A 25999-nucleotide genomic window follows, 5' to 3' on the forward strand; every position below is an offset into this window, starting at 1 on the left:
TAGAAACTTTCCTTCGCCTCCGGTAAGTATGGAACGTTGCCCGACTGATTAGGCATGACAACCGACATACGCGGTGCCGAGGCGTCTAGCGTCAGGTGTATGGACCCAGACGAACCTGACATCCTGGGAACCCCCGGCTACGACTTCCGCGCCCACCAGCTCTGGCGCTGGACCGACTCCCCGTGCGACGCCGCGATCCGCGCCGCACTCGACACCGGCCTCACCTCCGCCCGGCTCAGCCTGGACGACTTCTACGTCCTCATCACCTTCGCCCGCCGCTGCACCCTCGCCGCGGCCAGAACCGCCGACCCCACCCACGTGCGGTACGCCTACGCCGCCCTGGCCACCCTCGACCTGAAACGCGTCGACTGGCGCGACGGAACCTGGGCCGCCAACCTCGTCACCTGGGCCGCCCAGCGCCTCGGCCTGGACGCCCCCGCCCTGGCCGCGGCCGCCGCCGAGCACGCCAACCCCGAGACCGGCGAGGTGCTGGTGCGCTCCACGAGCCAGCGCGTCGACATCAGCGCCGACTGGGGTTACGTGCCCTGGCAGACGCCCGGCGGCCTCGTCCTGCTCGGCACCGAGCACGAGCCGTACTCGCCCGACGCCGACCTGGCCGCGGCCGGCATCGCCATGGCCGTCGAGCTGGAGAACGCCGGATACCTGGTCGGCGAGGTCACGGTCGGCAGCGACCTGCCCGCCGTCTGGGTGGACGACCGTGAGAAGCTCACCAAGAAGCTGGCCGGCGTCGCCTATCTGCGCGGGGAGCAGTCGGGCGTCGACGACGGCGTCCTCGTCTTCTTCGCCGAGGCGCGCGGCCCGTCGCGCGCCCGCGCGATCGTGTCGGCCGCGGGCGCCTACGAGCACGCGCTCGCCTTCGCCGAAGGGAAGATCGCCACCATCCTCATCGGCCAGCCCGGTCACGACCTGCCGCTCATCCACTTCGAACCGGCGCTCAGAAGGGCTCTCGAGAGCGCGTGACCTCAGCCCCGGCCGACGAACGGCATCGTGGTCGCCATCACGGTCATGAACTGCACGTTCGCCGCCAACGGCAGCCCCGCCATGTAGAGGACGGCGCTCACCACGTGCTCCACGTCCATGCGCGGCTCGGGCGCCGTCGTCCCGTCCGCCTGCAGCACGCCCTGCGCCATCCTCTCCGTCATCTCGGTGGCGGCGTTGCCGATGTCGATCTGCGAGCACACGATGTCGTACGGCCGGCCGTCGAGCGACAACGCCTTGGTCAGCCCGGTGATCGCATGCTTGGTGGCGGTGTAGGGCGCGCTGAACGGCCGCGGCGCGTGGGCCGAGATCGACCCGTTGTTGATGATCCGCCCGCCCCGCGGATCCTGCCGCCGCATGATCCCGAACGCCTCCCTGGCGCACAGGAAGGAGCCGGTGAGGTTGGTGTCCACCGCGGTACGCCACTGCTCGACGTCGAGCTCGTCCACGGGCACCGGAGGCGTACCCGTGCCGGCGTTGTTGAACAGCAGGTCGACCCGCCCGAACCGCTCACGCACGGCCCCGAACAGCGCCGCCACCGACCCCTCGTCCCGCACGTCGGCGGGAACGACCAGCCACCCGCCCGCGTCCGGTGGGCCCGCGGTCTCCCGCAGCGTCTCCTCCCGCCGCCCCGCGACCGCGACCGCGTAGCCGGCCCCGCGCAGTCCTCTGGCGACGGCCCGCCCGATCCCGGACCCCGCCCCGGTGACGACGGCGACCTTGGATGCCTCGACCATGCCCGGCAAACTACCATCATGACCTGGGACGAGTACCTCTACGAGACCCACACTCCCGAGCAGCTGCACGCGTGGGCGAACAGCCTGGCGTACTTCCACTTCTGCCGCGCCTACGGCGGCCACTCCAACGACGGCGACCGCCTGCTGGCCGCTTTGCGCACCGAAGACCCGGCCGGGATCCTGACCGCGCTGGGCCTGCCGGTCAAGCACATCCCGCCCGGCGCCCCGCAGGCCGTACCCGGCCAGGGCTACACCGTCCAGGAGTACGCCAGGTTCCCCAGCCCGATCCCCGGCCACCCCGGCCTGGACCAGCCCGGCTGGGTCACCTTGGCCGGCCACCCGGCCCACGTCTGGGCGACGGCCACCACCCTCACGATCAGCGTCCACGACGCCACCGACATCTATTCGGTCACCGAGTCGGCGGTGACCGCCGCCCGCACCATGGAAGAGCTCCTCGTCCCGCTGTCCGCCCAGGTCATCGACCCGCCCCAGAACGACCGCAACTGCATCTGCCTCCATCGTTCGACCGCGGGGGAAGTGTCCGGTTCCTAAGCTGCTCATGTGACATTTGGGGAAATGCTGGCCGTGTTCAGTGCCGGTGCCGGGGCGGGAGCCATCAACACCGTCGTCGGCTCCGGGACACTGATCACGTTTCCGGTCCTGCTGGCCACCGGTCTGCCCCCGGTCACCGCCACGGTCTCCAACGCGCTCGGCCTGATCCCCGGCTCGATCAGCGGCGCCATCGGCTACCGCGCGGAGTTGCGCGGGCAACGGCGGCGCATCCTGCGGATGAGCGTGGGCGCGCTGGTGGGCGGCGTCACCGGGGCGGCGCTCCTGCTGGTGCTGCCGGCCGCCGCGTTCGAGACGATCGTGCCCGTTCTGGTGGGCCTCGCGCTCGTACTGATCGTCCTGCAGCCCTGGATCGCCAAGGCGGTACGGCGCCGCCGCGGGCGAAGCGCCGACCCCGACGGCGGCCCGGTGCTGCTGACGGGACTGACGCTGGCCAGCGTGTACGGCGGCTACTTCGCCGCCGCCCAGGGGATCATCTACATGGCCCTGATGGGCATGCTCCTCGACGAGGACATGCGGCGGCTCAACGCCCTCAGGAACGTCCTGGTCGCCGTGGTCAACACCGTGGCCGCGCTCTTCTTCCTCGTCGCCGCCGACTTCGACTGGACCGCGGTGGGGCTGCTGGCGGCGGGTTCCGCGATCGGCGGCCGGGCGGGGTCGGCGCTGGGCCGCCGGCTCAGCCCCGCGGTGCTGCGGACCCTGGTCGTGGCGGTCGGCACCGTGGCGCTGGTCCAGTTGCTGGCACGCGCCTAGTACCTCTGCAGGAACAGCGCCTCGGTGAGGGCCATGCGGGCGATCTCGTGCGGGTCCACGCTCTCGTTGGGCGCGTGCATGAGCGTGAGCGGCTCTTCCACGCCCATGAGGATGATCTCCGCGTCCGGGTAGGTGTCGCGGAAGACGTTGCACAGCGGGATGGATCCGCCCTGGCCGAGGCTGACGGACTCGACCCCGTAGGCGTCCTTCATCGCGCCGCGCAGCGCGGTGTAGGCGGGCCCGCCGGTCTCGGCCAGGAACGGCTGGCCAGACGCCTCCCGCTCCACCGTCACGTGCACGCCCCACGGAGCGGCCGCCTCCAGGTGCGCGATCAGCGCGTCCTGGGCCCGCACCGCGTCCATACCGGGCGGCACGCGCAGGTTGAGCCGGGCCCTGGCGTGCGGCTGGATGGCCGAGGCCGAGCCGACCACGGGCGGGCAGTCGATGCCGAGCACGGTCAGCGCGGGCCGTGCCCACAGCATGTCCGAGACGGTCCCGTCGCCGAGCGGCGTCTCGCCGTTCAGGACGTGCGCGTCGGCGGCGAACTGACCTGCGGGGTACGGCGCGCCGCTCCACGTCTGGGTGTTGTCCAGGCCGTCGACGGTCGTGTTGCCCTGGGCGTCGCGCAGGGACGAGAGCATGTGGATGAGCGCCGCCAGCGCGTCGGGGGCGGCGCCGCCGAACATGCCGGAGTGCATCTCGCTGCTGAGCGCCTCGACCGAGACGACCACGTTGGCCAGGCCGCGCAGGCTGACGGTGAGCGCGGGCCGGCCGACGGCGGCGCCGCCGGTGTCGCAGACCAGGATGGCGTCGGCGCGCAGCAGGTCGGCGTTCTTGGGGACGAAGTCCTCCAGCCCGCCGGTCCCCTGCTCCTCCGAGCCCTCGACGATGAGCTTCAGGCCGACCGGCACGTCGTCGCCGAGGGCGCGCAGCGCGGTCAGGTGCATGAGGATGTTGCCCTTGCAGTCGGCTGCGCCCCTGCCGTACCAGCGGCCGTCGCGCTCGGTCAGCTCCCAGACCGGGCTGTTCCAGGCGTCCTCGTCCAGGGGCGGCTGGACGTCGTAGTGGGCGTACAGCAGCACGGTCTTGGCGCCGGGCGGGCCGGGGCGCTCGCCGTACACGGCCTTGCTGCCGTCGGCGGTCTCGACCAGGCGCAGGCCGCCGAACCCGACCTGGGCGAAGGCGTCCAGCACCCACTGAGCGGCCTTCTCGCACTCCTCGGGCGGGAACTGCCGCGCGTCGGCCACCGACCGGAACGCCACCAGCTCGGCCAGATCCTTCTTCGCCCGCGGCATCAGCGCGGCGACGCGCTCACGCAACTCCATCGGATCACCTTTCGAGGTGGAGCCCGGCCAGCGCCTGGGCGAACTGTTCCTGCTTGTCCGGGCAGTACACCTTCACCGCCAGCCCCGCCCCCTCGATCAGGCGCCGCTCGGCGATGATCGGCCGCTGCCCCGGCCCGGCGGCGCCGTTGGTGAGCGCGGCGACCTTGGCGACCGTACCGGCGGGGTCGGCGCACAGCTGACCGCCCTTGGTGCCCAGCGCCTTGGTCAGGACGTCGGGATCGACCGGGCTCAGCCCCGCCGCGACGAGCTGCTCGTTGAGCTGCTTGGCCTTGCTCTGCGCGGTGGCCGTGGCGTTGGCCGTGCGGGTGCCCCACATGATGGCCATGATGATCAGCACCACCACCACGAGCAGACCGGTCGCGGTGTAGGTGATCCACCGGCTGCGCCGCTGCCCGTCGGTGACGCGCGCGTGTGCCCCCATGACGTTCCCCTCACTCGTCCTTTGCGGCGGCCCGCTCGGGGTCACGCCAGGACGGCCTGCTGAGCTTGATGAGCACGTACGGCACCGCCAGCCCGACCAGGATCAGCCCACCGCCGACGATCAGGACGTAGACCAGCGGGTTCCCGGAGCCGAACTGCGACGGCGGCACGAAGCCGATGATCATCGCGGCGGCCGAGGCCAGGAAGCCGACCACGCAGAGCAGGCCCAGGGCCGGGGCGCGGAAGCCGCGCGGGTGGTCGGGCTGGGTTTTGCGCAGCCGTACCGCCGCCACGAACATCAGCAGATAGACGATCAGGTAGATCTGCGTGGTGATCACCGACAGGATCCAGTAGGCGCTGGAGACGTCCGGGATGAAGGCATACAGGAGCGCGATGACCGTCGTGACGACGCCCTGGGCGACGAGGATGTTCTGCTGGATGCCGTGCTTGTTGAGCTTCTGCAGCGACGGCGGCAGCCAGCCCTCCTCGCGGCTGATCATCAGCACGCCCTTGGACGGCCCGGCCAGCCAGGTGAGCATGCCGCCCAGCGACGCCGCGATGATCATCAGCCCGAAGACCGGCGTCAGCCATTGCACGCTGAAGTGGGCGAACATGGTGTCGAACGCCTGCATCACCCCGGCGGTGAGGCTGGTGCTGCCGGCCGGGACCACCCAGCTGATCGCCAGCGCGGGCAGAATGAAGATCACCAGCACCAGCCCGGCCGCGAGGAACATCGACCGCGGGAAGTCCCTGGCCGGGTTCTTGAGGCTGGAGACGTGGACCGCGTTCATCTCCATGCCCGAGTACGACAGGAAGTTGTTGACGATCAGCACCAGGCTGGCGATCCCCGCCCACGGCGGCAGGATGTGCGCCGCGTCCATGGGCGCGGCCGACGGGTTGCCCTGGCCGAGGAAGACCATCCCGAGCAGGATCAGCACCGTCCCGGGGACGAGCGTGCCGATCACCAGCCCCGCGCTGGACAACCCGGCCACGGTCTTCGTCCCCTGGCTGGAGACCCAGACGCCCGCCCAGTAGACGACCACGATCACGATCGCCGTGTAGAGCCCGCTACCGGCCAGTTCGGGGTTGATGACGTACGCGAAGGTGCTGGCCACGAAGGCGAGCAGCGTCGGATAGTAGAAGATCGTCATCGCGAACTGGCACCACACGGCCAGGAACCCCAGGGGCTTCGACAGTCCCTGGCTGACCCAGTTGTAGACCCCGCCGGTCCAGCCGGAGGCGAGCTCGGCCGAGACCATGGCCGTGGGCAGCAGGAACACGATCGCAGGGACCACGTAGAGAAAGATCGCCGCCAGGCCGTACACGGCCATGCTGGGCGCGGAGCGCAGGCTGGCGACCGAGCTCGTGATCATGAACGCCAGCGCGACCCACGAGATCCACGCGGTGGCGGGCTTGGCCGCTACCGCCGCCTTCGGCACCGCTCCCGAATCCCCCGGAACATCGACAGAGCTCATTCGACTACCCCCCACCGTGACATAGCCATCACAATGGGTAATCAAACGCCTACGGGCTCCGCGGCGCGTCGAACAGAGCGCGTTCGCCTGGATAGGGTGCCTCGAACTGGCCCTCAAGACGCTCCCGGGCGCCCTCGTCATAAAGATCGACGCCCAGCTTCGCCAGCCATTCATCCGGACACAGGCGAACCGCGGGCAGTTCGGCGGCCAGCCGCCTGGCGAGCGTCGTCTTTCCCGAACCCGGCAGCCCGCACAACACGATCAGCAGCGCTTTCGTCTCTCCTCCCGGCATCGAAGCCCGCATCGAACCCCACATCGAATCAGAAGAGGGACAGGTTGGGCAGAAGCTTGCGCGCCGCGTCGATCAGCCGTTCCGCCGCGGCGGTCGCCGCCTCGGCCTCGTCCTGTCCTACGTCGTCGCCGGGCCGTACCGGATATTCGATCTCGTTGCGGCGGCGCCGTAGCGCGCCGAAGTCCCTGAAGGCGTGGCCGAACTGGGCCCGCAGCACTTCCTCCACCACGTAGTGCCCGCCCGCGGTGGTGGGCCGGAGGCCCTGGTGCGCCAGCACGGCCGTGCAGGCGTGCCGGGCCGCGTCATAGGAGAGGATGAAGGCGCTGTCGGGGTCGTCGCCGATCCCGTGGGCCGTTCTCAGGGTGCGCCGGGCGCGTTCCACCCATTCGGTGCCGTCCGCGGCCGAACCCGTGACCTTCTGAAGCCGCCCCTCCGCGAGAAGCCGCTCCACCACCGCCTCCCCTTGGCTCCAGCGCATCACTCCGGCTCCCGAACCCAGACCAGCGGCGAAGCCCGTACCTGGCCGACCAGCGGATCAGCGGCCTTCGCCCAGCGTTCACGGGTCACGAGAACCGGATTGACCGCAATCCCCAGCCCGCCCTCCACCCGCTCGGCGGCCTCATAAACATCAGCCCGGGAAGGCCCGCCCACGACCAGGACATCGATGTCGTTCGGCGGCGGACCCGGCTCACCGAGATACCGGCTCGCCCAGGACCCGAAGATGGCCACCGCGTCCACCCCCGGAAGCCCGGCGAATTCCCGCTCGACGAGAAGGTGCGGCCCGAACGCCAGCGTCAGGAGCTCGGTGAGCGGCCGGGCATAGCGGCCCGGCACCATGGCCCGAATGAGATGCGCGCGCCCGACCTTGCGGCCACGGAGCAGTTCGGCCTCCAGCAGCCGCCCCACTTCCCGCTGCATCGTGGTCAGCGGAACCCCGACCTTCTCGGCGAGCTCGGTGACCGTGAACTCGCGGTCGGGGTGAAGGTAGAGCAGGGTGAGCAGCTCCGCCTGATGCCGCGACCGGAAGATCGGCAGCAGAGGAGGCGACTCACTACGCATAGATGAAAGTTATCACCCATCTATGCGTAGTGTCACCCAGCTCGCCCACGACGGATGCGAAGCTCGCCTCGGCGCAGACCTAATCCGCGACCTGCGCACCCGGGCCGACGCGGCATGTGCCGCAGTCACCATCATCGCGTCACCGTCCACCTCTTCGATGTCCCCCGCCACGGATGGCGCCGGGATCGCAGTCAGCTCGGACACCCCCGAGGGGCGACGAACCTGACAGGCAAGACCCGGCTTCAGATAACCCGATCACCGCCGAGTGCGAAAGTCCCGGCCCCGGGCGAACGAATTCCTCACCAGATCAGCGCCCGATTCCGCCTCGCTCCACGTCAGGACCTCATGATTCTGCTGTCATTTGGGCGGACTCGAACGACGCGCTGTTCGCGGGGCTGAGCCAGGTCTGCAGGCCGTCCAGGAACAGGTCGAGCCGGCGGTCGAAGTCCGCCTCGCTGGTGCCGTGCGGGTTCTTTCGGTGCTGGATGGCGTACAGCTTGGAAAGGCGCGGGTACGGCTGCGCCGCCTTCTCGGCCGCCGGCCATACCTGCTCGACCAGGTCGCGCTCGGACTGCCCGCTGCGGGCCAGCATCGTCAGGTACGCGGCTTCGCTGATCGCCGACCCGAGCACGTAGGCGATCAGCGTGTTGAGCGCGTGGTCGGCCTGCTCCAGGGTGAAACCGCCGCGTTCGAACAGGGTGAGGATGTCCTCCGAGGCGCGCATCATGTTCGGGCCGAGGAAGACCAGGCCCGCCTCGCCGATCACCGAGCCGAACCACGGATGGCGCAAGATCACCGAGCGCAGGCTGCGCGCGGTGCGGACGGCGCCGCCCCGCCAATCGGCCGATTCCCCGGCTACCTCGATCTCGCCGTAGATCTGGTCCACGATCAGCTCGAGGAGTTCGTCCTTGCTGCTCACGTGGTAGTAGAGCGCCGGGGCGACGGCGCCGAGCCGGCTGCCGAGCCGCCGCATCGTCAGCGCGTCGATGCCCTCCTCGTCGAGCAGCCGGATCGCCTCGGACACGATCTGCTCGCGGCTCAGCTCGGGCCGTGCCCGCTTCGTGCGGGCCGGGCGGGTCCACACCGAGGCGAGCGCCTGCTCATCGCCTGACATACGACCTCCTTCGTCACGGCTCAGCATAGCCCCCTGTTTGAACAACGTCAGATCTCGTGTACGTTGTTACCAATTTTAACAGCGTTAAAAGCTTCATACGACGTTCAAAGAGGAGGTGGAGGGAATGGAACGCCATCCCCGACGCTGGCTGATCTTGACGGTGCTATGCCTGTGCACGCTGGTCCTGGTCGTCGACAATGGGGTGCTGACGGTGGCGATCCCGTCACTCACCCGCGACCTCGGCGCCACCGCTCAGGACATCCAATGGATCACCGCGTCCTACATCCTGGTCTTCGCCGGACTGCTGCTGACCGCCGGCAGCCTGTCCGACCGCTACGGCCGACGCCGCGTCATGATCATCGGACTGGTGGTCTTCGGAGCCGCCTCGGCGCTGGCCACCTACGCGGCGAGTCCCGGCCAGCTGATCATCGGCCGGATCCTGATGGGCCTCGGCGGCGCGCTGGTCATGCCCAGCACGCTGTCGATCCTCATCACCGTCTTCGACGACGACGAGCGGCGCAGGGCGACCTCCCTCTGGAGCTCGGCCCTGATGCTCGGCGTGATCGGCGGACCGGTGCTGGGCGGTGTGCTGATCTCCACGTTCTGGTGGGGGTCGGTGTTCCTGATCAACGTCCCGATCGCCGTCGTGGCGATCATCGCGGCGCTGGCGTGGATGCCGGAGTCCAAAGCCCCCGCGCGCAAGGCCGACCCGCCCGGCGTGGTGCTGTCGGCGCTCGGGATGAGCGCGCTCGTCTGGGCGATCATCGAGCTTCCCCGGTACGGCTTCGCCCATCCGCTCGTCCTCACCGCGTTCGGGGTGGGCACGGTGGCCATGGTCGCGTTCGTGCTCTGGCAGGCACGCGCGCCGTACCCGACGGTGCCTCTCGCGCTCTTTCGCGACCGCAACTTCACCGGCGGCAGCCTGGCCCTGGTCCTGGTCCAGGTGGGCACGTCGGGACTGCTGCTGGCGCTACCGCAGTACCTGCAGTTCGTCCTCGGCTACACACCGGCCCAGGCCGGCCTGGCGATCGCTCCCATGGCGCTGGCCACCATCGCCGCCAACGCCGTCGGCGGCGCGCTCGGCAACCGGATCGGCAACCGGCCCCTGGCCGTCATCGGGATCGCGGTGCTGGCCGCCGGCTTCGCCTTCCTGGCCATCACCTCGCCCGGCGACGGCTACGGGAGCGTGGTCACGGCCCTGGTCCTGTTCGGCGTGGGAACCGGGCTGGCTCAGCCGGCGGCCGTGGCGGCGCTGATGGGCGCGGTACCGCACGAGCACGCCGGCGTCGGATCGGCGCTCAACGACACCATGCAGCAGGCCGGCGGCGCACTCGGCGTGGCCGTGCTGGGGAGCGTGCTGGCCTCGGCGTTCACCGCGGCCATGCCCGCCACCGCCACCGAGCACGCGCGGCGCTCGATCAGCGACGCACTCGGCGTGGCCGCCCGCACCACCGACGCCGCCCTGGCCGAGACCGCCAGAACCGCGTTCACCACCGCGATGTCCATCACCTCCATCGCCGGAGGCGTCCTCGCGGTGGCCGGAGCCGCCCTGGCCTTCCTGCTCATCCGCGACCGCAAGGGCCTGCGGGCCGCGCCGGACATCGTCGCCGGCACCCGTCACTGAAGCCAAAGGAAACCCAGTCATGCATGTTGACGTGGACACTCCCGCCTGCATCGGCGCCGGCCAGTGCGTCCTGCTCGCGCCTGACGTCTTCGACCAGCGCGACGACGACGGCCTCGTCGTACTCCTGCGGCCACAGCCCGCACCCGAGTTCCAGGAGGCGACCCGCGAGGCGGCCCAGGTCTGCCCGGCCATGGCGATCAGGATCACCGAATGAACCGGATCGTGATCGTCGGCGCCTCCATCGCCGGGCTCACCGCCGCCCAGACACTGCGGCGCGAGGGGTTCGAGGGGCACCTGACCCTGGTGGGCGCCGAACCGCACCTGCCCTACGACCGGCCGCCGCTGTCCAAACAGGTACTCGCGGGCACCTGGGAACCAGAGCGGATCCAGCCTTTCGACACCGGCCACTACGCCGACCTCGGCGTACACCTGCGGCTGGGACGAGCGGCCACCGCCGTGGACCTGCCCGGCAAGGCCGTCGTCCTGGACGACGAGCGCCTCGGCTACGACGGCCTGATCATCGCCACCGGTGTCTGTCCCCGCCGCCCGCCCTGGCCCCACGTGCACGTGCTGCGCACCGTGGACGACGCGGTACGGCTGCGCACCGCCCTGCGGCACCTGCCCCGCCTGGCAGTGATCGGCGCCGGCTTCCTCGGCGCGGAGGTCGCCGCCACCGCCCGTACCCTCGGCTGCGACGTCACGTTGATCGACCCGGCTCCCCAGCCGATGGCCCGCCAGCTCGGTTCCCGGCTCGGCGCCCGCGTCGCCCGCCTGCACCGGGAACACGGTGTCATCGTGCGCACCACCACGAACGTGCGGCGCGTGGCACCGGACGGCGTGGAAACACACGACGGCGGGTTCGTCCAGGCCGACCTCGTCGTCGCGGCCATCGGCTGCACTCCCGCGACCGCGTGGCTGGCCGGCTCCGGGCTCCCGCTCGGCGACGGCATCGAGTGCGACGACCGCGGCCGCGCCGCACCCGCCGTATACGCCGCCGGCGACGTCGCCAGCTGGCACAACCCGGCGTTCGGCACCCGGATGCGGCTCGAACACCGCCTCAACGCCGCCGAACACGCGGCCGCCGTCGCCCGCAACCTGCTCGGCGCCGACCGCCCCTACGCTCCGATCCCCTACTTCTGGAGCGATCAGTTCACCACCAAGATCCAGGCGTACGGGATCCTCCCGGCCGACGCCGAGATCACCCTCGAACACGGAGAACTCACCGGCGACCGGTTCGTCGTCGCCTACCGCCGCCACGGCCACACGGTCGGGCTGCTCGGCTGGAACAGCCCGCGCGAGCTCCGCACCCTGCGCGCCGCCTGGCGACCCATCACCCCTGCGACAAGGAGCATGACATGACGGAGTTTCCCCACGAGCGTCCCGCGGGATGCCCGTTCGATCCCCCCGTGGAGCTGGCCGAGCTGCGTGAGCAGCGGCCGATCACCCGGCTGGCCTTCGCCGACGGTCACCAGGGCTGGCTGGTCACCAGCTACGCCCTGGTCCGGCAGGTGCTCGCCGACCCGCGCTTCTCCTCCCGGTATGAGCTGCAGCATCACCCGCTGGTCCCCGCCGGGACCGGCCCGATGCCGCCCGCGCCGGTCGGGGACCTGTCCGGGATGGACGCCCCCGGGCACACCCGGCTGCGCAAGCTGCTGACCGGTCAGTTCACCGTGCGCCGGATGCGGCAGCTCACCGGACGCGTCGAGGAGGTCACCGCGGAGCACCTGGACGCCATGCAACGGCAGGGCCCGCCACTCGACCTGCTCAAGGCCTACGCGCAGCCGATCCCCGCGGTCATGATCTGTGAACTGCTCGGCGTGCCGTACGAGGATCGCGAGAACTTCCGCAGGCACGCGGCCGACGGCATCGCCGCCTCAACCCCAGAGGTCCAGTTCACCGCGTTCGCCGCGCTCGCCGAGTACATCGGCGACCTCGTGACGGCCAAGCGGGCCCATCCGACCGACGACGTGCTCAGCGACCTGACCGGCACCGACCTATCAGATGAGGAGCTCGCCGGCGTCGGAACACTGCTGCTGGGCGCAGGTCTGGACACCACCGCCAACATGATCGCCCTCGGCACCTTCGCCCTGCTGCGACATCCCGGCCAGCTCGCCGCGTTGCGCGAGAAGCCGGACCTGGCCGGCCCGGCGGTGGAGGAGCTGATGCGCTACCTGACCATCGCCCACACCGGGATCCGCACGGCGCTGGAGGACGTCGAGGTGGACGGCCACCTGATCAAGGCCGGCGAGACGGTGGTCCTGTCGGCCAACGCCGCCAACCGCGACCCGTCCAGGTTCCCCGACCCCGACACCCTTGACCTGAACCGCAACGCCACCGGGCACCTGGGCTTCGCCCACGGCATCCACCAGTGCATCGGCCAGCAACTGGCCCGCGTCGAACTGCGCGTCGCCCTTCCCGCGCTGGTCACCCGCTTCCCCCATCTGCGCCTGGCCGTGGCGCCGGAACAGGTGCCGATGCGCACCGACTCCCATATCTACGGCGTACGCGAACTACCGGTCACCTTCTAGAGAAACCCTGGCCGGCCGCACCTGCTGGACGCCATCCGGGTCAGAACCGGGTGGCGTCCTGGCCCCGCCAGATCGTCACGTGAACGCGGCGCTCCTTGGTCAGCACGCGCCCGCCCCAGCCCGAGTTGAACTTTGATCAAATCGACGTTACCTGCTGATCGCCGGCGGCTTCGTCACCACCACCCAGGTTTTCGTCGACCGCTACGTGGAGCGTGCCCTCCGCAAGTCCGGCACCACAACCGTCGACGCCAAGGCCCTGATGGGGGCAGCCAAGGAAACCTTCCCCGGCTGGTTCCGGCCCCTGGTCACGACCCGCTTTCTCCTCACGACGGCGGGCTCGCTGGCCATCCTCGTCTCACTGGCGGCTTCCTGACCCGGCAATGGAGGTCTTTGCGGTGGTCGTAGATCGCCATCCAGGATGAGAAACAGGCACCTGGCACGGTTCCACTGGTCAGCGGCCCCGATTCGCTCGTCCGGACGTGGCCAACGCCGGATTCCGCTCCATTGCGCCGTGGGTGCGCGGAAGGCGCCGCTGGCGTTGGATATGCGGCGGCAAGGACGGTGCAGAGGCTGCCCGGTACGCGGTCAGCTGGATCGACGCGCGCCGGTCGCTGTCGGCGTGTAGCGAGCGAGGGACACGACCGTGGTGTGGCCGGAGGAGGCGAGCGGGTTCAGCTGAACAGGCTGACGATCAGGTCCATGCTGGGTGCGACCGGTGTGAGGCGGTGCCGCGGCGGTTCGACTCCCATGAGGTTGCGGAGGAGGAAGTCCCACTTACGCCGGTTGACGTGGTGTTCGTAGCCGATGAAGAAATGCTCCGCTCCGGGGACGATGAGGAGTTCGACGTCCTTGTCGGCGGCGATGAGGCGTTCGGCGAGCCGTAGCGAGTGGTGGGCGTGGAGGTCGTCGTCCACGCCGCCGTGGATGAGCAGGAGCTTGCCGTCGAGCCGGTCGGCCAGCTCCACGTTCGATGAACGGGCCCAGGCGGCCGGGTCCAGGCCGTCGTAGGCTTCCGCGAACTGCAGGTGGAACAGGCGGGTGTCGTGGTTGCCCGACTCGGCGACGCCGACCTTGTAGACGTCGGGGAAGGCGAGCATGGCGCGGACGGTGGCGAATCCGCCGCCGGAGTGGCCGGTGACGCCCACGCGGTCGAGGTCCATCCAGGGGCGGGTAGCGGCCAGTTGCCGGAGGGCGGCAACGTGGTCGTCGATGCCGCCCGCGGCCGCCTGGTTGCCGTAGGAGGCATCGTGGAAGGCCTTGTCCCGGCCGGGGGTTCCCCGCCCGTCGACGGCGACCACGACGAAGCCGAGCGCGGCCAGAACCTCGGCTTCCTGACCGAGGATCCCCGGGTGGAAGGCGGGCGAGACGCGGGTGGTCTGCGGGCCGGGGTAGACGTGGTCGATGACCGGGTATCGGCGGCCGGGGTCGAAGTCGTGCGGCCGGTAGATGACCCCGTAGACGTCGGTGACGCCGTCGGCGGCGGTGGCCCGGAAGCGTTGCGGAGGGGTCCAGCCGGTCGCGAGCAGCGGGGTGATGTCGGCCCGCTCCAGTTCGACCAGCACCCGGCCGTCCCATCCGCGCACGGTGGTCACCGCAGGCAGCTCGACCGTGGAGGCCGAGTCGATGAAGCAGTCCTTGCCAGGGGCGAGGGTGACGACGTGGTGCAGGCCGTCGTCGGTGATGCGGGCGAAGCCGGTGCCGTCGAGGTTGATCCGGCACACGGAATGGCGGTAGGGGTCCTCGGCGACCAGGCCGGCCGCGGTGAAGTAGAGCACGCCTGCCGGTTCGTCGATGTGCAGGATGCTCTGCACCGCCCAGGCGCCCGAGGTGACCTGCCTGATGGGTGTGCCGGTGCGCGCGTCGTACAGGTAAAGGTGGCCCCAGCCGTCGCGCTGGGAGTACCACAACACCTGTGATCCGCCGGACAGGACAGCGATGATCGGCTCCGTCCCCGTCTGGGTCGGTTCGACGCGGGTCGAGCCGCTCTCGCTCAGCACCCTGCGTACTTCCCCGGTCGCCGGGTCGAGCCGGTTCAGGTGCAGGGAACGCAGGTCGCGGGGCTGGCTCAGGTAGTACACGGCCGAGCCGTCTTCGGCCCACCAGGCCCAGCCGGAGGCGATCGGCGACTGCAGCGGCATGGGTTCCGGGGCGGTGCGGGCCTTGACGACGTGGCAGGTCGCCGCGTCGATCACCACGAACTCCCCCTGCGACATGTGGGCGTCACCGGGGTAGGCGTAGCGCTGGGTGATCGGCCGCGGGGCGCCGCCGTCGGCCGGCAGTTCCTCCATGATCTGGGTACGGCGGACCGCGCGCTGGTCGGTGCGGTGCGTCAGCACGCGCGTCGAGTCGGGCGACCAGGCGAGGGCGGGCGGCAGGTAGCCGCGCAACCCCAGCTTGTTCGGCAGCACCGAGGGCGCGAACGGCGTGGCGCCGTACTCCTCATCCTCCCGGCCGTCGATCGTCAGGGGCCACTCCCGGCCGTCGGCCACCGAGCGCGCCCACAGGTCGTGACCGCGCAGGAACGCCACCAGCTTGCCGTCCGGCGAGGGCACTTCGAGGAAACCGGGGCCGTGGACGGTGGCCGGGGCCGCGGGCGTACAGGTGTAGGTGTCCAGGCGGCAGCTCCAGAAGGAGCCGAAGGCGAAGAATCCGACCGCGTCCTGGCTCAGCGCGATGGCGGAGAACGGCAGCGCGCCCGGGTTCACCTCCTGCCCGGTGGCGGCCGCCAGCGCGACTGCCAGGCGGTCATGGTCGAAGGCGGGCTCGCGGGATCCGGCGACGGGATCGACGAGAATGAAGCGCCTGCCCTCGCGGGCGTCCACGGTGTACCAGAAGCGGGCGCCGTCCCACTGCGGGTTGATCTTGTCGCCGCGTACCAGGGCCGCTCGGTTGTGCCGGAGCAGGCGCTCGGCCGCTTGGTACCGGGTTGCGTCCATCGTGATCACTCCACACGTCAAGCTTCTAAACGAATCGTTTCGTTTTGCAGGATGGCATCGGCTACCGAGAAGTGTCAAAACGAATCGTTTCGTTTAGGGTGTGGGCATGACGAGACCCCCGAACCCAGACCGCCGCCGGGACGCAAGCCGCAAAGCGACCCTGGCCGCGGCCCTGGAGTTGTGCGTGGAGCGGGGATACGCCGCGGTGACCGTCGACGCCATCGCCACCCGCGCCGGCGTCAGCAAGGCCACCATCTACCGCTGGTGGCCGGCAAAAAGCGCGATCGTCCTGGAAGCGGTCGATGAGGCCGCGCCCATCCCGGAGACGTTCCCCGACACCGGCGACCTGGCCGCCGACCTGCACGCCTGGCTCAGCGGCATCCTCGGCGTCTTCCACGACCCGCGCCTCGGCCCGGCCTACACCGGCGTGCTCGCCGAAAGCCAGCTGGATGCGAACCTCGCCCACCAGCTACGCGAACGGCTGATCAACCACCGAGTCGCTCAGCTCGAGGAACGCGTGACCAAGGCGCGAAAGAACGGCGAGCTCGCCCCCGACGCCGATCTCGAAGTGGCGCTGGACATCCTCCACTCACCCATCTACCGAAGGCAGGCGCTGCACTACCCATTGCCCGATGACGCCTACCTGACCAGGCTTATCACGCTCGTCATGCGGGCCATCAGGCCCACGCGCGCCAACTGACCCACACCAGAGCGCAGTGTCGCAGCACACCCTCCATCATCGCGGCGACCTCGGAGGCGCTGCAGGTCCGCAGCTGGGAGTAGACGCACACCGACTTGCGGTCCACGTGCCAGTAGATCATGACGCCGGGGCCGTCGTAGCGGGTGTGGCACTCGGTCATCAGGTTCGACGGCCACGAGCCGAACTTCTTGGAGTCCGACGCGCACGCGGCGCCGTTGCCCCAGCACATCCGTCCCCACTATTCCAGCCCGCAACGGGCCAGGAGTTCAGCGCCGTTTCGCCCGTGTTCAGCACCTCCGACGACTGAACATGCTGACTGAACGCGCAAGCCGCGCGCCGAAGACGCGCCCTGTCAAGACGCCCGAGCGCAGCGAGGATTCATTGACCAGAGTGGGATCCAACTGCCCAGCCGGGCAACGGGTGGGGCGCCAGAAGAACACCCGGCCGGAGGGAGGACCTTCAGGGGACGAGCTTCAGCTCGACTGGAGAAACGCCTGGAACCCAAACGCGCGAAGCGCGCCAAGGTGAAAGACCTTGCCTGTGGAGCTATGGGGATTCGAACCCCAGACCTCTTCCATGCCATGGAAGCGCGCTACCAACTGCGCCATAGCCCCTGGTCACCGCTTCGAGTCTGCTCGTTGCGGCGCTCGGAGAGCATATCGGCATCCTGTCGTTTCGCCTAATCGGCCCTCGCCAGCGCCTCCAGGGCGTCCAGCTGCCGCCTCAGGCCGAACTCGAACAGGGTGTCCAGGTCCAGGTCCAAGTGCTGGTCGCGGAGGACTGCGGCCAAGGTCGGGTGGGCGGGCATCAGCCTCCTCAGGGCTGCCTCTCTCGTGGCCATCCACTCGTCGTCGCTCATTCCGGTGTCCTGTACGGCCCGCGCCTCCGGCTCCAGATTGGCCGCCAAGCCTCTGATGAACGCCGCCAGGGACACCGTCACGTGCAACATGGTGTTCGGGTCCAGCCCCAGCCCCGACACGGCCCGCATGATCCACTCGGTGTGAGCCAGCCCGTTGGCCCCCAGGTAAGGCCTGGTCAGCGGGTAGGCGTTGGCCAGCCACGGATGCCTCCGGTGTATGCCCCACTGCAGCCTGAGCGACAGTTCGACCTGCTTCCGCCAGCCGTCCGGTACACGGCCGGGTAGCCGGGCCTCGCCGTACACCTGATCGACCATCTCCTGCACGAGCTCGCCCCTCCCCCGCACGTACCGGTGCAGGGCCATCGTGGGCACCCCCAGCGCCGTCGCCACGCGGCGCATCGACACGGCCGCCAGCCCCTCCTCGTCGGCGAGCTCTATGGCGGCCAGCAGGACCCGCGCCGCGGTCAGCTCCCGGGAGCGACCCGGCCCACCGGCGGCTGTCGAGCCCGCCCGCGCGACGGCCGGGCCACCCCGCCCAGGCGAGCCGGGAGCCGACCAGGCCACCACGGTCCCCACCCCGGGAACCATCCGTACCAGCCCCTCCTCCCGCAAAGCGGCCAGCACCTTGGATGCGGTGGCCATGGCCACCCCCCACTCACGGGTGATCTGCCGCGTGGACGGGACAAGCTCCCCTTCGCTCAACTCCCCCGAAACAATCCGAACCCGCAACTGCTCCACAATGTCGCGAAAAATCACTGCACTAGGGCACCCTTCGCGCACTCTCCCGGTCAACCGGAGACTACGGCGTACCCCCGAAGCGAAGGAATCCCCATGGACGTGCTCATCTCAGGGGCGGGCATCGCCGGCCCCGCCCTCGCCTACTGGCTCATCAGAGACGGCCACCGCGTCACCGTGGTGGAGCGAGCGCCGGCCCCACGCCCGGGCGGCCAGGCGGTGGACTTCCGCGGCCGCCCCCAGCTGAAGGTCCTGGAGGAAATGGGCCTCCTGCGCCGCATCAGGGCAGCGGCAGAAGCCCCCAAACCCATCACCATCCTGAACAGGGCGGGCAACCCGGTCTCCCGCCTCCCCTCGGAAGCCTTCAGCGGCGACGTGGAGATCCTGCGCGGCGACCTGTCCAGAATCCTCCGCGAGGCCGCCCCGGCCGAATACATCTGGGACGACACCATCACAGCCCTGCACGACACCGACGTCACGTTCGCCAGAACCGCCCCGAGAAGCTACGACCTGGTGGTGGGCGCCGACGGCCAGAACTCGATGGTCCGCCGCCTGCTGTGGGGCGAGGTTCCGACCCGGCATCTGGGCATGTACGGCGCGATCTTCGGAATGGAGCAAACCTGCCCGGAGCCGGTCATGTACACGGTCCCGGGCCGCTGCGTCACCCTCAACGGCACCAGAGCGGCCATGGACTTCGCCTCCCCCGAGATCGACATCACCGACGAACGCGCCGCGATCGAGTCGGCCTTCCAATCGGTGGGCTGGAGGGTCCCGGAACTCCTGAAGGCCATGGGCCGGGCGAAGGACTTCTACTTCAGCCAGGCCGTCCAGATCCAGGCGCCCACCTACAGCCAGGGCCGCACGGTCCTGCTGGGCGACGCCGCCCACGCCCCCGGCCCAGGCGGCATGGGCACCGGCCTGGCGGTGGTGGGCGCGTACATCCTGGCAGGTGAGCTGAGGAAGAACCCCCCGGAAAGAGCCTTGGCGGCCTACGAAGCCAGAATGCGCCCCTACGTGGAGATCTGCCAGAAGCAGGCGAGAGGCGCCGACAGATTCCTGGTTCCCGCGAAACGTACCCACATCTGGATGCGCAACCAGGTCTTCCGCCTCGTGCCGCCCAGACTCCTGAACACGAGCAAGGCGGCCGAGGCGATCAGTCTCTAGGTCTCGATGTCGTCACTGTTGATCGGCTCCGGCAGCGTTCCGGCGTTGTGCTCCAGCAGGCGCCAGCCCTTGCGGCCCTCCTCCAGCACCGACCAGCTGCAGTTGCCGAGGCCGCCGAGCGTGTGCCAGAGCTCCTCCGGCAGGCCCAGCAGCTCGCAGATGCCAAGGCGCAGCGCCGCGCCGTGGGAGGCGATGACGAGCAGGCCGTCGTCGTCGAGCTGAGCCGCCCACCGGCGCATCGCGGCGACCACCCGGGCCGCGACCTCGGTGACCGGCTCGCCGTCCGGGGCCTCCCAGGCGATGTACTCCTCGGGCCAGCGGGCCCGGATCTCCTCCCTGGTCAGCCCTTCCCAGGCGCCGCCGCCGCGTTCGCGCAGATCCTTGTCGACGGCGACGTCGAGCTTGACGATCCGCGCGAGCGCCAACGCGGTGTCGTGGGCACGGCTCAGGTCGGAGGAGACGATGAGGCTGGGCTTCAGCGAGGCCAGCAGCGACGCCGCCCTCGCGGCCTGGGCCTGGCCGGTCTCGTCGAGTGCGATGTCGGTGTGGCCCTGGAAGCGGTGCTCGACGTTCCAGAGAGTCTGGCCGTGCCTCAGGCAGACGATGCGTCTACTCAAGAGCGGGCCCGCTGGATGTTGGCGTGGGTCACGCTCTCCGGCAGGCCGATCGCCGGGCAGTCCTTCCACAGGCGCTCCAGCGCGTAGAAGGTGCGGTCCTCCTCGTGCTGGACGTGCACGACGAGGTCGATGTAGTCGAGGAGCACCCAGCGCCCCTCGCGCTCACCTTCGCGGCGTACCGGCTTGATGTCGGCCTCGATGCGCAGCCTGTCTTCGATCTCGTCGACGATGGCGCGGACCTGGCGGTCGTTGGTGGCGGAGCAGAGCAGGAAGGCGTCGGTGATGACGAGCTGCTCGCTCACGTCGTAGGCGAGGATGTCATCGGCCAGCTTGTCGGCCGCGGCCTCCGCGGCGATCTTGACGAGCTGGACGGCTCTGTCGGATGCGGTCACGATGCGGGTCAGTCCTCCTCTATCGGTTACCTATGAGATTACCCTTCCTCGGTGTAGGCCCTCGACTGCAGAGTGAACATCTCGGCGTAGATACCAGAACGTTCCATGAGTGAGACGTGGGTCCCCTCCTCCACCACTTTCCCGTGCTCGAGCACGTAGATGCGGTCCGCCCAGCGCACGCTCGCCAGCCGGTGGGTGATCATCAGCACGGTCCGCTGCACGGCGTGGCGCCGGATGCTCTCGAAGATCGCGTGCTCCGACCGCGCGTCGAGGGAGGCGGTGGGCTCGTCGCAGATGAGCAGCGGCGCGTCGCGGTACAGGCCGCGCGCGACCGCGATGCGCTGCCACTGCCCGCCCGACAGCTCGGTCCCGCCTTTGTAGCTGGGGTCGAGCATGGTCTCCAGCCCGTACGGCAGGCGCTCCACGACCGCGTCCGCCCCCGAGGCGGTCAGCGCGGCGTCCAGCGACTCGCCCGAGTCGTGCCGCCCGATCGCGATGTTCTGCCCGGCGGTCAGCGGCCAGTGGGTGAAATCCTGGGCGATGACCGCGATCCGCTCGCGTAACGCGGACCGGTCGATCCGGCGCTCGTCGACGCCGCCCCAGGTGACGGTTCCCGCGTCGGGCAGGTAGAGCCCACCGATGATCTTGGCCAGCGTGGTCTTGCCCGAGCCGTTCTCCCCGACCAGCGCGACGATCTCACCGGGCTCGATCCTGATGGAGACCCCGGTCAGCGCGGGCGTGTCGGCGGCCGGGTAGGTGAAGTCGATGCCCTCGACGCGAACGCGGTCGGGGTCGGCGGGCGGGGCCGTACTGCCGCAGACCTCCGCGCGGGCTTCTGCGTCGGCGCAGAAGTGGACGTAGTCCTCGTAGAACAGGCCCGCCTCGTAGGCCCGGTTGACGCCGTGGAGCGCCTGCGAGGTGGCGCTGCCCGCGCGCTGGATGGCCAGTACGGCGGTCGCCGCCACGGCCAGGTGCACCTGCCCGGTCCACAACAGCAGGCCGAGCGCCCCGTACACGAGACCGGTGGCCAGTCCGCCGAACAGGCTGCCCCAGATCCCGGCGACCTGCTGGCGGCGTACGGCGCGCAGCTCGTAGCGGGTCACCCACCGGTAGATGCGGGCGAACTCGGCCAGCAGGTACGAGCGCATCGTGTAGGAGCGGATCTCGGCGGCGGCGGGCCGCTCGGTCATGAGGTCCTGCAGCGTGCCCTGCCTGCGCCTGGCGGCGGCGATCCCGGCGGTGACCTGGTAGTTGACCCGGGCGACGCGGACCGATGCCCACGTGCTGGGCACCGCCGAGAGCAGGATGAGCGGCAGCAGTACCGGATGGAGGACTCCCAAGGCGCCCGAGACCGCCGCGAGGCCGATGAAGCCCGAAAGCGTGGACATCACCGCCCACAACAACATCGACGGCCCGCGCACCGCCGTCATCGAGGTGCGCTGCACCTGGTCATGGAAGACCGGGTCGTCGAAGGCGACCAGCTCCACGCCGGTGGTCAGCCTGACCATCCGGTTGTGGACGGTCTGCATGAGCAGCGGATCGAGCCGGTCCCGCGCCCACTGACCGGCCTCACGGAAGGCGGCGCGCAGCACCGCCGCGCCGACCACCGCCACGATGCCGGGCACCGCGGCGACCAGCCGCTCCGGCGTGGGCACGGCGGAGAACAACTGCATGAGCACGTCCGTCGTGGCCAGCAGGCCGATCGCGGTGAAGACCTCCGACACGAGCGTGGAGCCCATCATGACGACGGTGTCCACCCGGCTGGTACGCCAGCTGAGCACCAGCACGTCGCGGATCAGCGCGGGCAGCCGCCGCAGCATGGTGAACAGCCCTGACGCGGTGACCTCCGCGTCGTGCGCCCACCAGGCTTCCTCTTTCAGCTCCAGTCCGTCGAGGGAATCTTCTGCCATACCCCCATGATCGCCATAAATAGGACTATCCCGCGCTATAGAGGTTCCGCTTGCCGATGTACTGCACGATCCCGTCCGGCACCAGGTACCAGATCGGCTCGCCCTTCTCCACGCGCTGCCTGCACTCCGAGGAGGAGATCGCCAGCGCCGGGATCTCCAGCAACGTCACCTTGCCCGCGGGCAGCCCCGGGTCGTGCAGCGTGTGCCCCGGCCGCGTACAGCCGACGAAGTGCGCGAGGTCGAACAGCTCGTCGGCGTCCTGCCAGCCGAGGATCGCCTCAAGCGCGTCGGCGCCGGTGATGAAGAACAGGTCGGAGTCCGGCCCGTAGATCTCCGAGATGTCACGCAGGGTGTCGATGGTGTAGGTCGGCCCCGGCCGATCCACGTCCACCCGCGAGACCGAAAAGCGCGGGTTCGACGCCGTCGCGATGACCGTCATGAGATAGCGGTCCTCGGGCGCGCTCACCTCGCGCGTGGACTTCTGGTACGGCCGGCCCGTAGGCACGAACACCACCTCGTCGAGGTCGAAATGGTGGGCCACCTCGCTCGCGGCGACCAGGTGGCCGTGGTGGATGGGATCGAACGTCCCGCCCATCACCCCCACACGGCGCTTCCCCTGCACCATGGGCGCATTCATCATGATTGGGACCTTACGCGCCAGCCGTACACCGCCTCATAGCCACCCCCTTACCAAGGAACCGCGCATCACTCCCGCAGCCGACGTAGCATGCCGGGCATGACGACCACCCCGGATCGCAACCGCATCCAACTACCCGGCATCTCGTCTCGTGCCTACGAACACCCCGCAGACCGGTCCGCTCTGGTCGCTCTGCGTAAGCTGAGTGGGTTCGACACCGTTCTCAAGCAGATGTCCGGCCTCGTAAGCGAGCGGCGGCTCCGCCTCATGTACCTCGCCTCGGCCGTTCGGGTGAGCGAGACCCAGTTCCGCTCCCTGCACGACATGGGGCGCGACGCGGCGTACATCCTGGATCTGCACCGCATCCCCGAGATCTACGTGCAGCAGGACCCCGCCGTCAACGCCAAGGCCATCGGCTTCGACGACCCGTTCATCGTCGTGACGACCGGCCTGCTCAACCTCATGAACGAGGAGGAGCAGCGCTTCGTCATCGGCCACGAGACCTCGCACATCCTGTCGGGCCACGCGGTCTACCGCACCATGCTCGACATCCTCACCACGCTCGCCACGCGCGTGGCCTGGATCCCGCTCGGCTACATCGGCCTGCGCGCGATCGTCGCGGGGCTCGAGGAGTGGTACCGCAAGTCGGAGCTGTCCTCCGACCGCGGCGGCCTGCTCACCGGCCAGAACCCCGACGCCGCCAAGCGCGCGCTGATGAAGCTCGCCGGCGGCGACTACACCCACGAGATGAACATCGAGGCCTTCCTCGCCCAGTACCAGGAGTACGACACCGCGGGCGACCTGCGCGACGGCTTCCTGAAGGTGCTCAACCTGCTCGGCACCACCCACCCGTTCGCCGTGGTGCGCGTGGCCGAACTGGACAAGTGGCAGCGCAGCGGCGAGTACGACCGCATCATCGGCGGCGACTACCCGCGCCGCGAGGACGACGCCGACGCCCGCGTCACCGACGAGATCAAGGCCGCGGCGGAGTCCTACCGCCGTTCCTGGTCAGAGTCCCAGGACCCGTTCATCGGCGTCCTGCGCGACGTCGCCGAGGGCGCCGTCAACGCCGGAGAGCGCATCTTCAACCGCTTCTCCCGCAGGGACAACTGAATCAAAGGGCTTTCCTCCCTTACGGCGCAGCCACCCTCACGCCACCCGCCGCCGCCGGCGGGCGCCGATCGTGGGGGTCGCTTCTCACGTCGGACGGGGTACCCGCCGTCACGGCGATTCGTGCACCGTGACAGAGGTACCCCGCCGCATCTCAAAGCAGCAGTTCGATCGCTTTGACCGCGGCCGCGCACAACGCCACGAACCCGCCCAGCACCGCCAGGGCGCGTAGGCCTTCCCTGCGCAGGTTCGGCAGCCGGGCGCCGATCCGCTCGATCTCGCGCCCGGTGATCCCGCCGCACAACACCCCGAACACCACGGCCGCGACCGTCACCGGCGCCGCCTGCTGCCACCAGTCGGAGGCGATCTCGCCACCGCCGGTCACCCAGAGCGCGCCCCCGGCCGCGACGGCGACCGGGGCGCCCGGCCACACCACCGCGGTGACGGCCGACCCGGCCAGCGCGAACGGGAACAGCACCGTCCGCAGCAGTACCCGGATCCGCTTGCCGGCCCGGTTCCGTACCATCCAGTGGCTCATCCACAACGTCCTGGTCAGCACCACGAGCGCCGTCGTGATCCCGATCGAGGCGATCGGATAGACCACCGACGCCACCACGCACGGCACCGCCAGCACTGCGAGCAGCAGCAGCGCGGTGTTGCCGGCGGGCAGCGTGGTCGCCTCCCGGCCGCGCGTGCGCCGCTCGCCGGTCTTCGCCCGGACCCGCGGCACCGGCGTCTTGGGGTTGTCACCGGTCTTGGCTCGGGTACGCGGCGGCGCCTCCTCCTTGGACCGCGCCCGGACCAGCTCCTCCTTGGCCCGCCCGCGCGCGAGATCCTCCTTGGAGGTGCGGCCCCGATCCTCCTTCGGCGCCCGGCTCCGCACGGCCTCGTCCTTGACCGCCCGGCCCCGCGCCGGCTCGTCCTTGGCCGCCCGTGCCCGCGCCGCCTCGTCCTTGGCGGCGCGGCCGCGCGGCACCGGTGTGCCGGGGTCGTCCTTGCCGCGCCCCCTGGGCACCGGCGTGTTCGGCTCGTCCTTGCCCCTGCCCCGCGGCTGCCGCGTACGCGGCGGCGGGGTCGCGACGTCCTCGCCCACCCGCCCGCGCGCGGCCTCCTCCTTGGCCTTGGCCCGCACCCGTCCCCTGGGCGGCGGCACCTCCGGCGTGATCTTGCGCCCGTCCTCCCGCTCGACCGGCGGCGCGTCCGCGGCGGTCGCCCGCGCCAGGCGGGAGAGCCGGTCGGTCAGCAGCGCGGCGGTCGGCCGCTTGGCGGGCTCGCGATGCAACGCCGCCCGCACCAGCGGCAGCAACTCCACCGGCACGCCCTTGAGGTCGGCCTGCCCGTTCAGCACCGCGTACATCTGCGCCTCGGCCGTCCCCCGCCCGAACGTCGGCCGCCCGGTCGCCGCGAACGCCACCGTCGCCGCCCACGCGTGCACGTCCGCGGGCGACTCGACCTGCTCGTCGGCGAAGATCTCGGGCGCGGTGTAGCCGGGCGTACCGAGGAAGGTGCCGGTCATGGTCAGCCGCGTCGCGTCGAGCACCTGCGCGATGCCGAAGTCGATGAGCACCGGCCCGCGCTCGCTCATGAGGATGTTGGCCGGCTTGAGATCGCGGTGGATCACCCCGGCCGCGTGCGTGATCGCCAGCGCGGTGGCGATGCCGTGCGCCAGCTCGACCAGGCCGCCCACGTCGAGGGGGCCGCTCCGCCGTACCAGCTCAAGGAGGGTCGCACCCTCGATGTGCTCCATCACGAGGTACGGCCGCGCGCAGTCGAGATCGGCGTCGAACACCTTGGCCACATAGGGGCTCTCGACCCGGCGCAGCGCACGCACCTCACGATCCAGGCGTATGCGGGCGGACTCATCCTCGACCAGATCCCGGAGAACCTTGATCGCGACCCGTTCGCCACGGCGGGTGCCGGCGAGGTACACCTCACCCATGCCGCCCCTGCCGAGCCGTTCGAGAAGGGTGTACGGCCCGACCTTGCCGAGCTTGCTCACCGTCCCTCCCCGCTCGGCGCACC

26 protein-coding genes, 1 tRNA gene and 1 pseudogene are annotated in these 25999 nt (G+C 70.2%); 11 read left to right on the forward strand and 17 right to left on the reverse strand.

What is annotated here, in order from left to right; all coding sequences use genetic code 11:
• Nucleotides 1-99 precede the first annotated feature (99 nt).
• Nucleotides 100-981 (forward strand): hypothetical protein, encoded by an 882-nt coding sequence (locus ACFWY5_RS25730; RefSeq protein ID WP_379619237.1) that lies wholly within the window; start codon nucleotides 100-102, stop codon nucleotides 979-981.
• Nucleotides 982-983: 2 nt separating this feature from the next.
• Here ACFWY5_RS25730 and ACFWY5_RS25735 read toward each other — a convergent pair whose 3' ends face one another.
• Nucleotides 984-1736: an SDR family oxidoreductase gene (locus tag ACFWY5_RS25735; RefSeq protein ID WP_379619235.1), complete on the reverse strand. Its 753-nt coding sequence runs from the start codon at nucleotides 1734-1736 to the stop codon at nucleotides 984-986.
• An 18-nt stretch (nucleotides 1737-1754) separates the two neighbouring features.
• Between ACFWY5_RS25735 and ACFWY5_RS25740 the strand changes: the two genes are divergently transcribed.
• Together ACFWY5_RS25740 and ACFWY5_RS25745 are read left to right on the forward strand one after the other, a co-directional pair.
• Nucleotides 1755-2288: a hypothetical protein gene (locus ACFWY5_RS25740; RefSeq protein ID WP_379634843.1), complete on the forward strand. Its 534-nt coding sequence runs from the start codon at nucleotides 1755-1757 to the stop codon at nucleotides 2286-2288.
• A gap of 9 nt (nucleotides 2289-2297) precedes the next feature.
• Nucleotides 2298-3059: a sulfite exporter TauE/SafE family protein gene (locus ACFWY5_RS25745; protein WP_379634845.1), complete on the forward strand. Its 762-nt coding sequence runs from the start codon at nucleotides 2298-2300 to the stop codon at nucleotides 3057-3059.
• Here the strand turns inward: ACFWY5_RS25745 and ACFWY5_RS25750 are convergent.
• The 7 genes from ACFWY5_RS25750 to ACFWY5_RS25780 all read right to left on the reverse strand — a co-directional run bounded on the left by ACFWY5_RS25750 (nucleotide 3056) and on the right by ACFWY5_RS25780 (nucleotide 8765).
• Nucleotides 3056-4384, reverse strand: coding sequence for a dipeptidase (locus tag ACFWY5_RS25750; RefSeq protein WP_379634847.1), 1329 nt, complete (start codon nucleotides 4382-4384; stop codon nucleotides 3056-3058). The two genes, ACFWY5_RS25745 and ACFWY5_RS25750, sit on opposite strands and share 4 nt — an antisense overlap.
• A 4-nt stretch (nucleotides 4385-4388) precedes the next feature.
• Complete coding sequence (locus ACFWY5_RS25755; RefSeq protein WP_379634849.1) at nucleotides 4389-4826, reverse strand: hypothetical protein; 438 nt, start codon at nucleotides 4824-4826, stop codon at nucleotides 4389-4391.
• Nucleotides 4827-4836: 10 nt separating this feature from the next.
• Nucleotides 4837-6300, reverse strand: a complete 1464-nt coding sequence (locus tag ACFWY5_RS25760) for an APC family permease (RefSeq protein ID WP_379634850.1) — start codon at nucleotides 6298-6300, stop codon at nucleotides 4837-4839.
• A gap of 49 nt (nucleotides 6301-6349) precedes the next feature.
• Complete coding sequence (locus ACFWY5_RS25765) at nucleotides 6350-6604, reverse strand: AAA family ATPase (RefSeq protein ID WP_379634852.1); 255 nt, start codon at nucleotides 6602-6604, stop codon at nucleotides 6350-6352.
• A gap of 16 nt (nucleotides 6605-6620) precedes the next feature.
• Nucleotides 6621-7070: a HEPN domain-containing protein gene (locus ACFWY5_RS25770; RefSeq protein WP_379619221.1), complete on the reverse strand. Its 450-nt coding sequence runs from the start codon at nucleotides 7068-7070 to the stop codon at nucleotides 6621-6623.
• Nucleotides 7070-7651 (reverse strand): helix-turn-helix domain-containing protein, encoded by a 582-nt coding sequence (locus tag ACFWY5_RS25775; protein ID WP_379634854.1) that lies wholly within the window; start codon nucleotides 7649-7651, stop codon nucleotides 7070-7072. The genes ACFWY5_RS25770 and ACFWY5_RS25775 overlap by 1 nt, the downstream gene beginning before the upstream one ends.
• A gap of 343 nt (nucleotides 7652-7994) precedes the next feature.
• Complete coding sequence (locus tag ACFWY5_RS25780; RefSeq protein WP_379634855.1) at nucleotides 7995-8765, reverse strand: TetR/AcrR family transcriptional regulator C-terminal domain-containing protein; 771 nt, start codon at nucleotides 8763-8765, stop codon at nucleotides 7995-7997.
• A 124-nt stretch (nucleotides 8766-8889) separates the two neighbouring features.
• Here ACFWY5_RS25780 and ACFWY5_RS25785 point away from each other — a divergent pair, with 124 nt between their 5' ends.
• The 5 genes from ACFWY5_RS25785 (at nucleotide 8890) to ACFWY5_RS25805 (ending at nucleotide 13290) form a co-directional block, all read left to right on the forward strand.
• Nucleotides 8890-10389, forward strand: a complete 1500-nt coding sequence (locus ACFWY5_RS25785) for an MFS transporter (protein WP_379634857.1) — start codon at nucleotides 8890-8892, stop codon at nucleotides 10387-10389.
• A gap of 19 nt (nucleotides 10390-10408) precedes the next feature.
• Complete coding sequence (locus ACFWY5_RS25790; protein WP_379634859.1) at nucleotides 10409-10603, forward strand: ferredoxin; 195 nt, start codon at nucleotides 10409-10411, stop codon at nucleotides 10601-10603.
• Nucleotides 10600-11748 carry an NAD(P)/FAD-dependent oxidoreductase gene (locus tag ACFWY5_RS25795; protein WP_379619210.1) on the forward strand — a complete coding sequence of 383 codons (1149 nt, stop codon included), beginning with the start codon at nucleotides 10600-10602 and terminating at the stop codon, nucleotides 11746-11748. The genes ACFWY5_RS25790 and ACFWY5_RS25795 overlap by 4 nt, the downstream gene beginning before the upstream one ends.
• Nucleotides 11745-12917 (forward strand): cytochrome P450, encoded by a 1173-nt coding sequence (locus tag ACFWY5_RS25800; RefSeq protein WP_379634861.1) that lies wholly within the window; start codon nucleotides 11745-11747, stop codon nucleotides 12915-12917. The genes ACFWY5_RS25795 and ACFWY5_RS25800 overlap by 4 nt, the downstream gene beginning before the upstream one ends.
• Nucleotides 12918-13122: 205 nt before the next feature.
• Complete coding sequence (locus ACFWY5_RS25805) at nucleotides 13123-13290, forward strand: hypothetical protein (RefSeq protein WP_379634863.1); 168 nt, start codon at nucleotides 13123-13125, stop codon at nucleotides 13288-13290.
• A gap of 298 nt (nucleotides 13291-13588) precedes the next feature.
• Here ACFWY5_RS25805 and ACFWY5_RS25810 read toward each other — a convergent pair whose 3' ends face one another.
• Complete coding sequence (locus ACFWY5_RS25810) at nucleotides 13589-15853, reverse strand: DPP IV N-terminal domain-containing protein (protein ID WP_379634865.1); 2265 nt, start codon at nucleotides 15851-15853, stop codon at nucleotides 13589-13591.
• A gap of 106 nt (nucleotides 15854-15959) precedes the next feature.
• Between ACFWY5_RS25810 and ACFWY5_RS25815 the strand changes: the two genes are divergently transcribed.
• Nucleotides 15960-16553 carry a TetR/AcrR family transcriptional regulator gene (locus tag ACFWY5_RS25815; protein ID WP_379619202.1) on the forward strand — a complete coding sequence of 198 codons (594 nt, stop codon included), beginning with the start codon at nucleotides 15960-15962 and terminating at the stop codon, nucleotides 16551-16553.
• Between the two features lie 13 nt (nucleotides 16554-16566).
• Here the strand turns inward: ACFWY5_RS25815 and ACFWY5_RS25820 are convergent.
• The 3 genes and pseudogenes from ACFWY5_RS25820 to ACFWY5_RS25830 all read right to left on the reverse strand — a co-directional run.
• A pseudogene (locus ACFWY5_RS25820) lies at nucleotides 16567-16776 on the reverse strand (Tn3 family transposase); the annotation flags it as partial.
• Between the two features lie 318 nt (nucleotides 16777-17094).
• Nucleotides 17095-17167, reverse strand: a tRNA-Ala gene (locus ACFWY5_RS25825).
• A gap of 65 nt (nucleotides 17168-17232) precedes the next feature.
• Nucleotides 17233-18192, reverse strand: a complete 960-nt coding sequence (locus tag ACFWY5_RS25830; RefSeq protein ID WP_379634867.1) for a GntR family transcriptional regulator — start codon at nucleotides 18190-18192, stop codon at nucleotides 17233-17235.
• Nucleotides 18193-18243: 51 nt separating this feature from the next.
• On the opposite strand from ACFWY5_RS25830, the gene ACFWY5_RS25835 reads away from it, so the two are divergent.
• The gene (locus ACFWY5_RS25835; protein ID WP_379634869.1) at nucleotides 18244-19311 is read left to right on the forward strand and encodes an FAD-dependent monooxygenase; all 1068 of its coding nucleotides are present in this window, start codon (nucleotides 18244-18246) and stop codon (nucleotides 19309-19311) included.
• Here the strand turns inward: ACFWY5_RS25835 and ACFWY5_RS25840 are convergent.
• From ACFWY5_RS25840 to nadD, 4 genes are read right to left on the reverse strand one after another with little or no spacing between them, the layout of a single operon-like run.
• Nucleotides 19308-19928 (reverse strand): histidine phosphatase family protein, encoded by a 621-nt coding sequence (locus ACFWY5_RS25840; protein ID WP_379619198.1) that lies wholly within the window; start codon nucleotides 19926-19928, stop codon nucleotides 19308-19310. The two genes, ACFWY5_RS25835 and ACFWY5_RS25840, sit on opposite strands and share 4 nt — an antisense overlap.
• Entirely contained in the window at nucleotides 19925-20320 is a 396-nt protein-coding gene (rsfS, locus tag ACFWY5_RS25845; protein WP_184973159.1) for a ribosome silencing factor, read from the reverse strand. The genes ACFWY5_RS25840 and rsfS overlap by 4 nt, the downstream gene beginning before the upstream one ends.
• A 38-nt stretch (nucleotides 20321-20358) precedes the next feature.
• A complete protein-coding gene (locus ACFWY5_RS25850; RefSeq protein ID WP_379634872.1) occupies nucleotides 20359-22230 on the reverse strand; it encodes an ABC transporter ATP-binding protein in 1872 nt (623 codons plus the stop codon).
• Nucleotides 22231-22255: 25 nt separating this feature from the next.
• The gene (gene nadD / locus ACFWY5_RS25855; protein ID WP_379619193.1) at nucleotides 22256-22870 is read right to left on the reverse strand and encodes a nicotinate-nucleotide adenylyltransferase; all 615 of its coding nucleotides are present in this window, start codon (nucleotides 22868-22870) and stop codon (nucleotides 22256-22258) included.
• An 87-nt stretch (nucleotides 22871-22957) separates the two neighbouring features.
• Between nadD and ACFWY5_RS25860 the strand changes: the two genes are divergently transcribed.
• Nucleotides 22958-23980 carry a M48 family metallopeptidase gene (locus ACFWY5_RS25860; protein ID WP_379619191.1) on the forward strand — a complete coding sequence of 341 codons (1023 nt, stop codon included), beginning with the start codon at nucleotides 22958-22960 and terminating at the stop codon, nucleotides 23978-23980.
• A gap of 151 nt (nucleotides 23981-24131) precedes the next feature.
• Here ACFWY5_RS25860 and ACFWY5_RS25865 read toward each other — a convergent pair whose 3' ends face one another.
• Nucleotides 24132-25976, reverse strand: coding sequence for a protein kinase (locus ACFWY5_RS25865; protein ID WP_379634874.1), 1845 nt, complete (start codon nucleotides 25974-25976; stop codon nucleotides 24132-24134).
• Nucleotides 25977-25999: the final 23 nt, after the last annotated feature.

Origin of the sequence: Nonomuraea sp. NPDC059007 (genome assembly GCF_042740555.1) — a bacterium.
Classification (GTDB): Bacteria; Actinomycetota; Actinomycetes; order Streptosporangiales; family Streptosporangiaceae; genus Nonomuraea.

What these genes read in the sequence shown, in the direction of transcription:
- ACFWY5_RS25815 (WP_379619202.1), top strand. Translation starts at nt 15,960, where the DNA reads ATGACGAGACCCCCGAACCCAGACCGCCGCCGGGACGCAAGCCGCAAA.
- ACFWY5_RS25760 (WP_379634850.1), bottom strand. Translation starts at nt 6,300, where the DNA reads ATGAGCTCTGTCGATGTTCCGGGGGATTCGGGAGCGGTGCCGAAGGCG.
- ACFWY5_RS25785 (WP_379634857.1), top strand. Translation starts at nt 8,890, where the DNA reads ATGGAACGCCATCCCCGACGCTGGCTGATCTTGACGGTGCTATGCCTG.
- nadD (WP_379619193.1), bottom strand. Translation starts at nt 22,870, where the DNA reads ATGATGAATGCGCCCATGGTGCAGGGGAAGCGCCGTGTGGGGGTGATG.
- ACFWY5_RS25860 (WP_379619191.1), top strand. Translation starts at nt 22,958, where the DNA reads ATGCCGGGCATGACGACCACCCCGGATCGCAACCGCATCCAACTACCC.
- ACFWY5_RS25750 (WP_379634847.1), bottom strand. Translation starts at nt 4,384, where the DNA reads ATGGAGTTGCGTGAGCGCGTCGCCGCGCTGATGCCGCGGGCGAAGAAG.
- ACFWY5_RS25775 (WP_379634854.1), bottom strand. Translation starts at nt 7,651, where the DNA reads ATGCGTAGTGAGTCGCCTCCTCTGCTGCCGATCTTCCGGTCGCGGCAT.
- ACFWY5_RS25765 (WP_379634852.1), bottom strand. Translation starts at nt 6,604, where the DNA reads ATGCGGGCTTCGATGCCGGGAGGAGAGACGAAAGCGCTGCTGATCGTG.
- ACFWY5_RS25800 (WP_379634861.1), top strand. Translation starts at nt 11,745, where the DNA reads ATGACGGAGTTTCCCCACGAGCGTCCCGCGGGATGCCCGTTCGATCCC.
- ACFWY5_RS25850 (WP_379634872.1), bottom strand. Translation starts at nt 22,230, where the DNA reads ATGGCAGAAGATTCCCTCGACGGACTGGAGCTGAAAGAGGAAGCCTGG.
- ACFWY5_RS25810 (WP_379634865.1), bottom strand. Translation starts at nt 15,853, where the DNA reads ATGGACGCAACCCGGTACCAAGCGGCCGAGCGCCTGCTCCGGCACAAC.
- ACFWY5_RS25790 (WP_379634859.1), top strand. Translation starts at nt 10,409, where the DNA reads ATGCATGTTGACGTGGACACTCCCGCCTGCATCGGCGCCGGCCAGTGC.
- ACFWY5_RS25795 (WP_379619210.1), top strand. Translation starts at nt 10,600, where the DNA reads ATGAACCGGATCGTGATCGTCGGCGCCTCCATCGCCGGGCTCACCGCC.
- ACFWY5_RS25835 (WP_379634869.1), top strand. Translation starts at nt 18,244, where the DNA reads ATGGACGTGCTCATCTCAGGGGCGGGCATCGCCGGCCCCGCCCTCGCC.
- ACFWY5_RS25755 (WP_379634849.1), bottom strand. Translation starts at nt 4,826, where the DNA reads ATGGGGGCACACGCGCGCGTCACCGACGGGCAGCGGCGCAGCCGGTGG.
- ACFWY5_RS25780 (WP_379634855.1), bottom strand. Translation starts at nt 8,765, where the DNA reads ATGTCAGGCGATGAGCAGGCGCTCGCCTCGGTGTGGACCCGCCCGGCC.
- ACFWY5_RS25735 (WP_379619235.1), bottom strand. Translation starts at nt 1,736, where the DNA reads ATGGTCGAGGCATCCAAGGTCGCCGTCGTCACCGGGGCGGGGTCCGGG.
- ACFWY5_RS25730 (WP_379619237.1), top strand. Translation starts at nt 100, where the DNA reads ATGGACCCAGACGAACCTGACATCCTGGGAACCCCCGGCTACGACTTC.
- ACFWY5_RS25770 (WP_379619221.1), bottom strand. Translation starts at nt 7,070, where the DNA reads ATGCGCTGGAGCCAAGGGGAGGCGGTGGTGGAGCGGCTTCTCGCGGAG.
- ACFWY5_RS25740 (WP_379634843.1), top strand. Translation starts at nt 1,755, where the DNA reads ATGACCTGGGACGAGTACCTCTACGAGACCCACACTCCCGAGCAGCTG.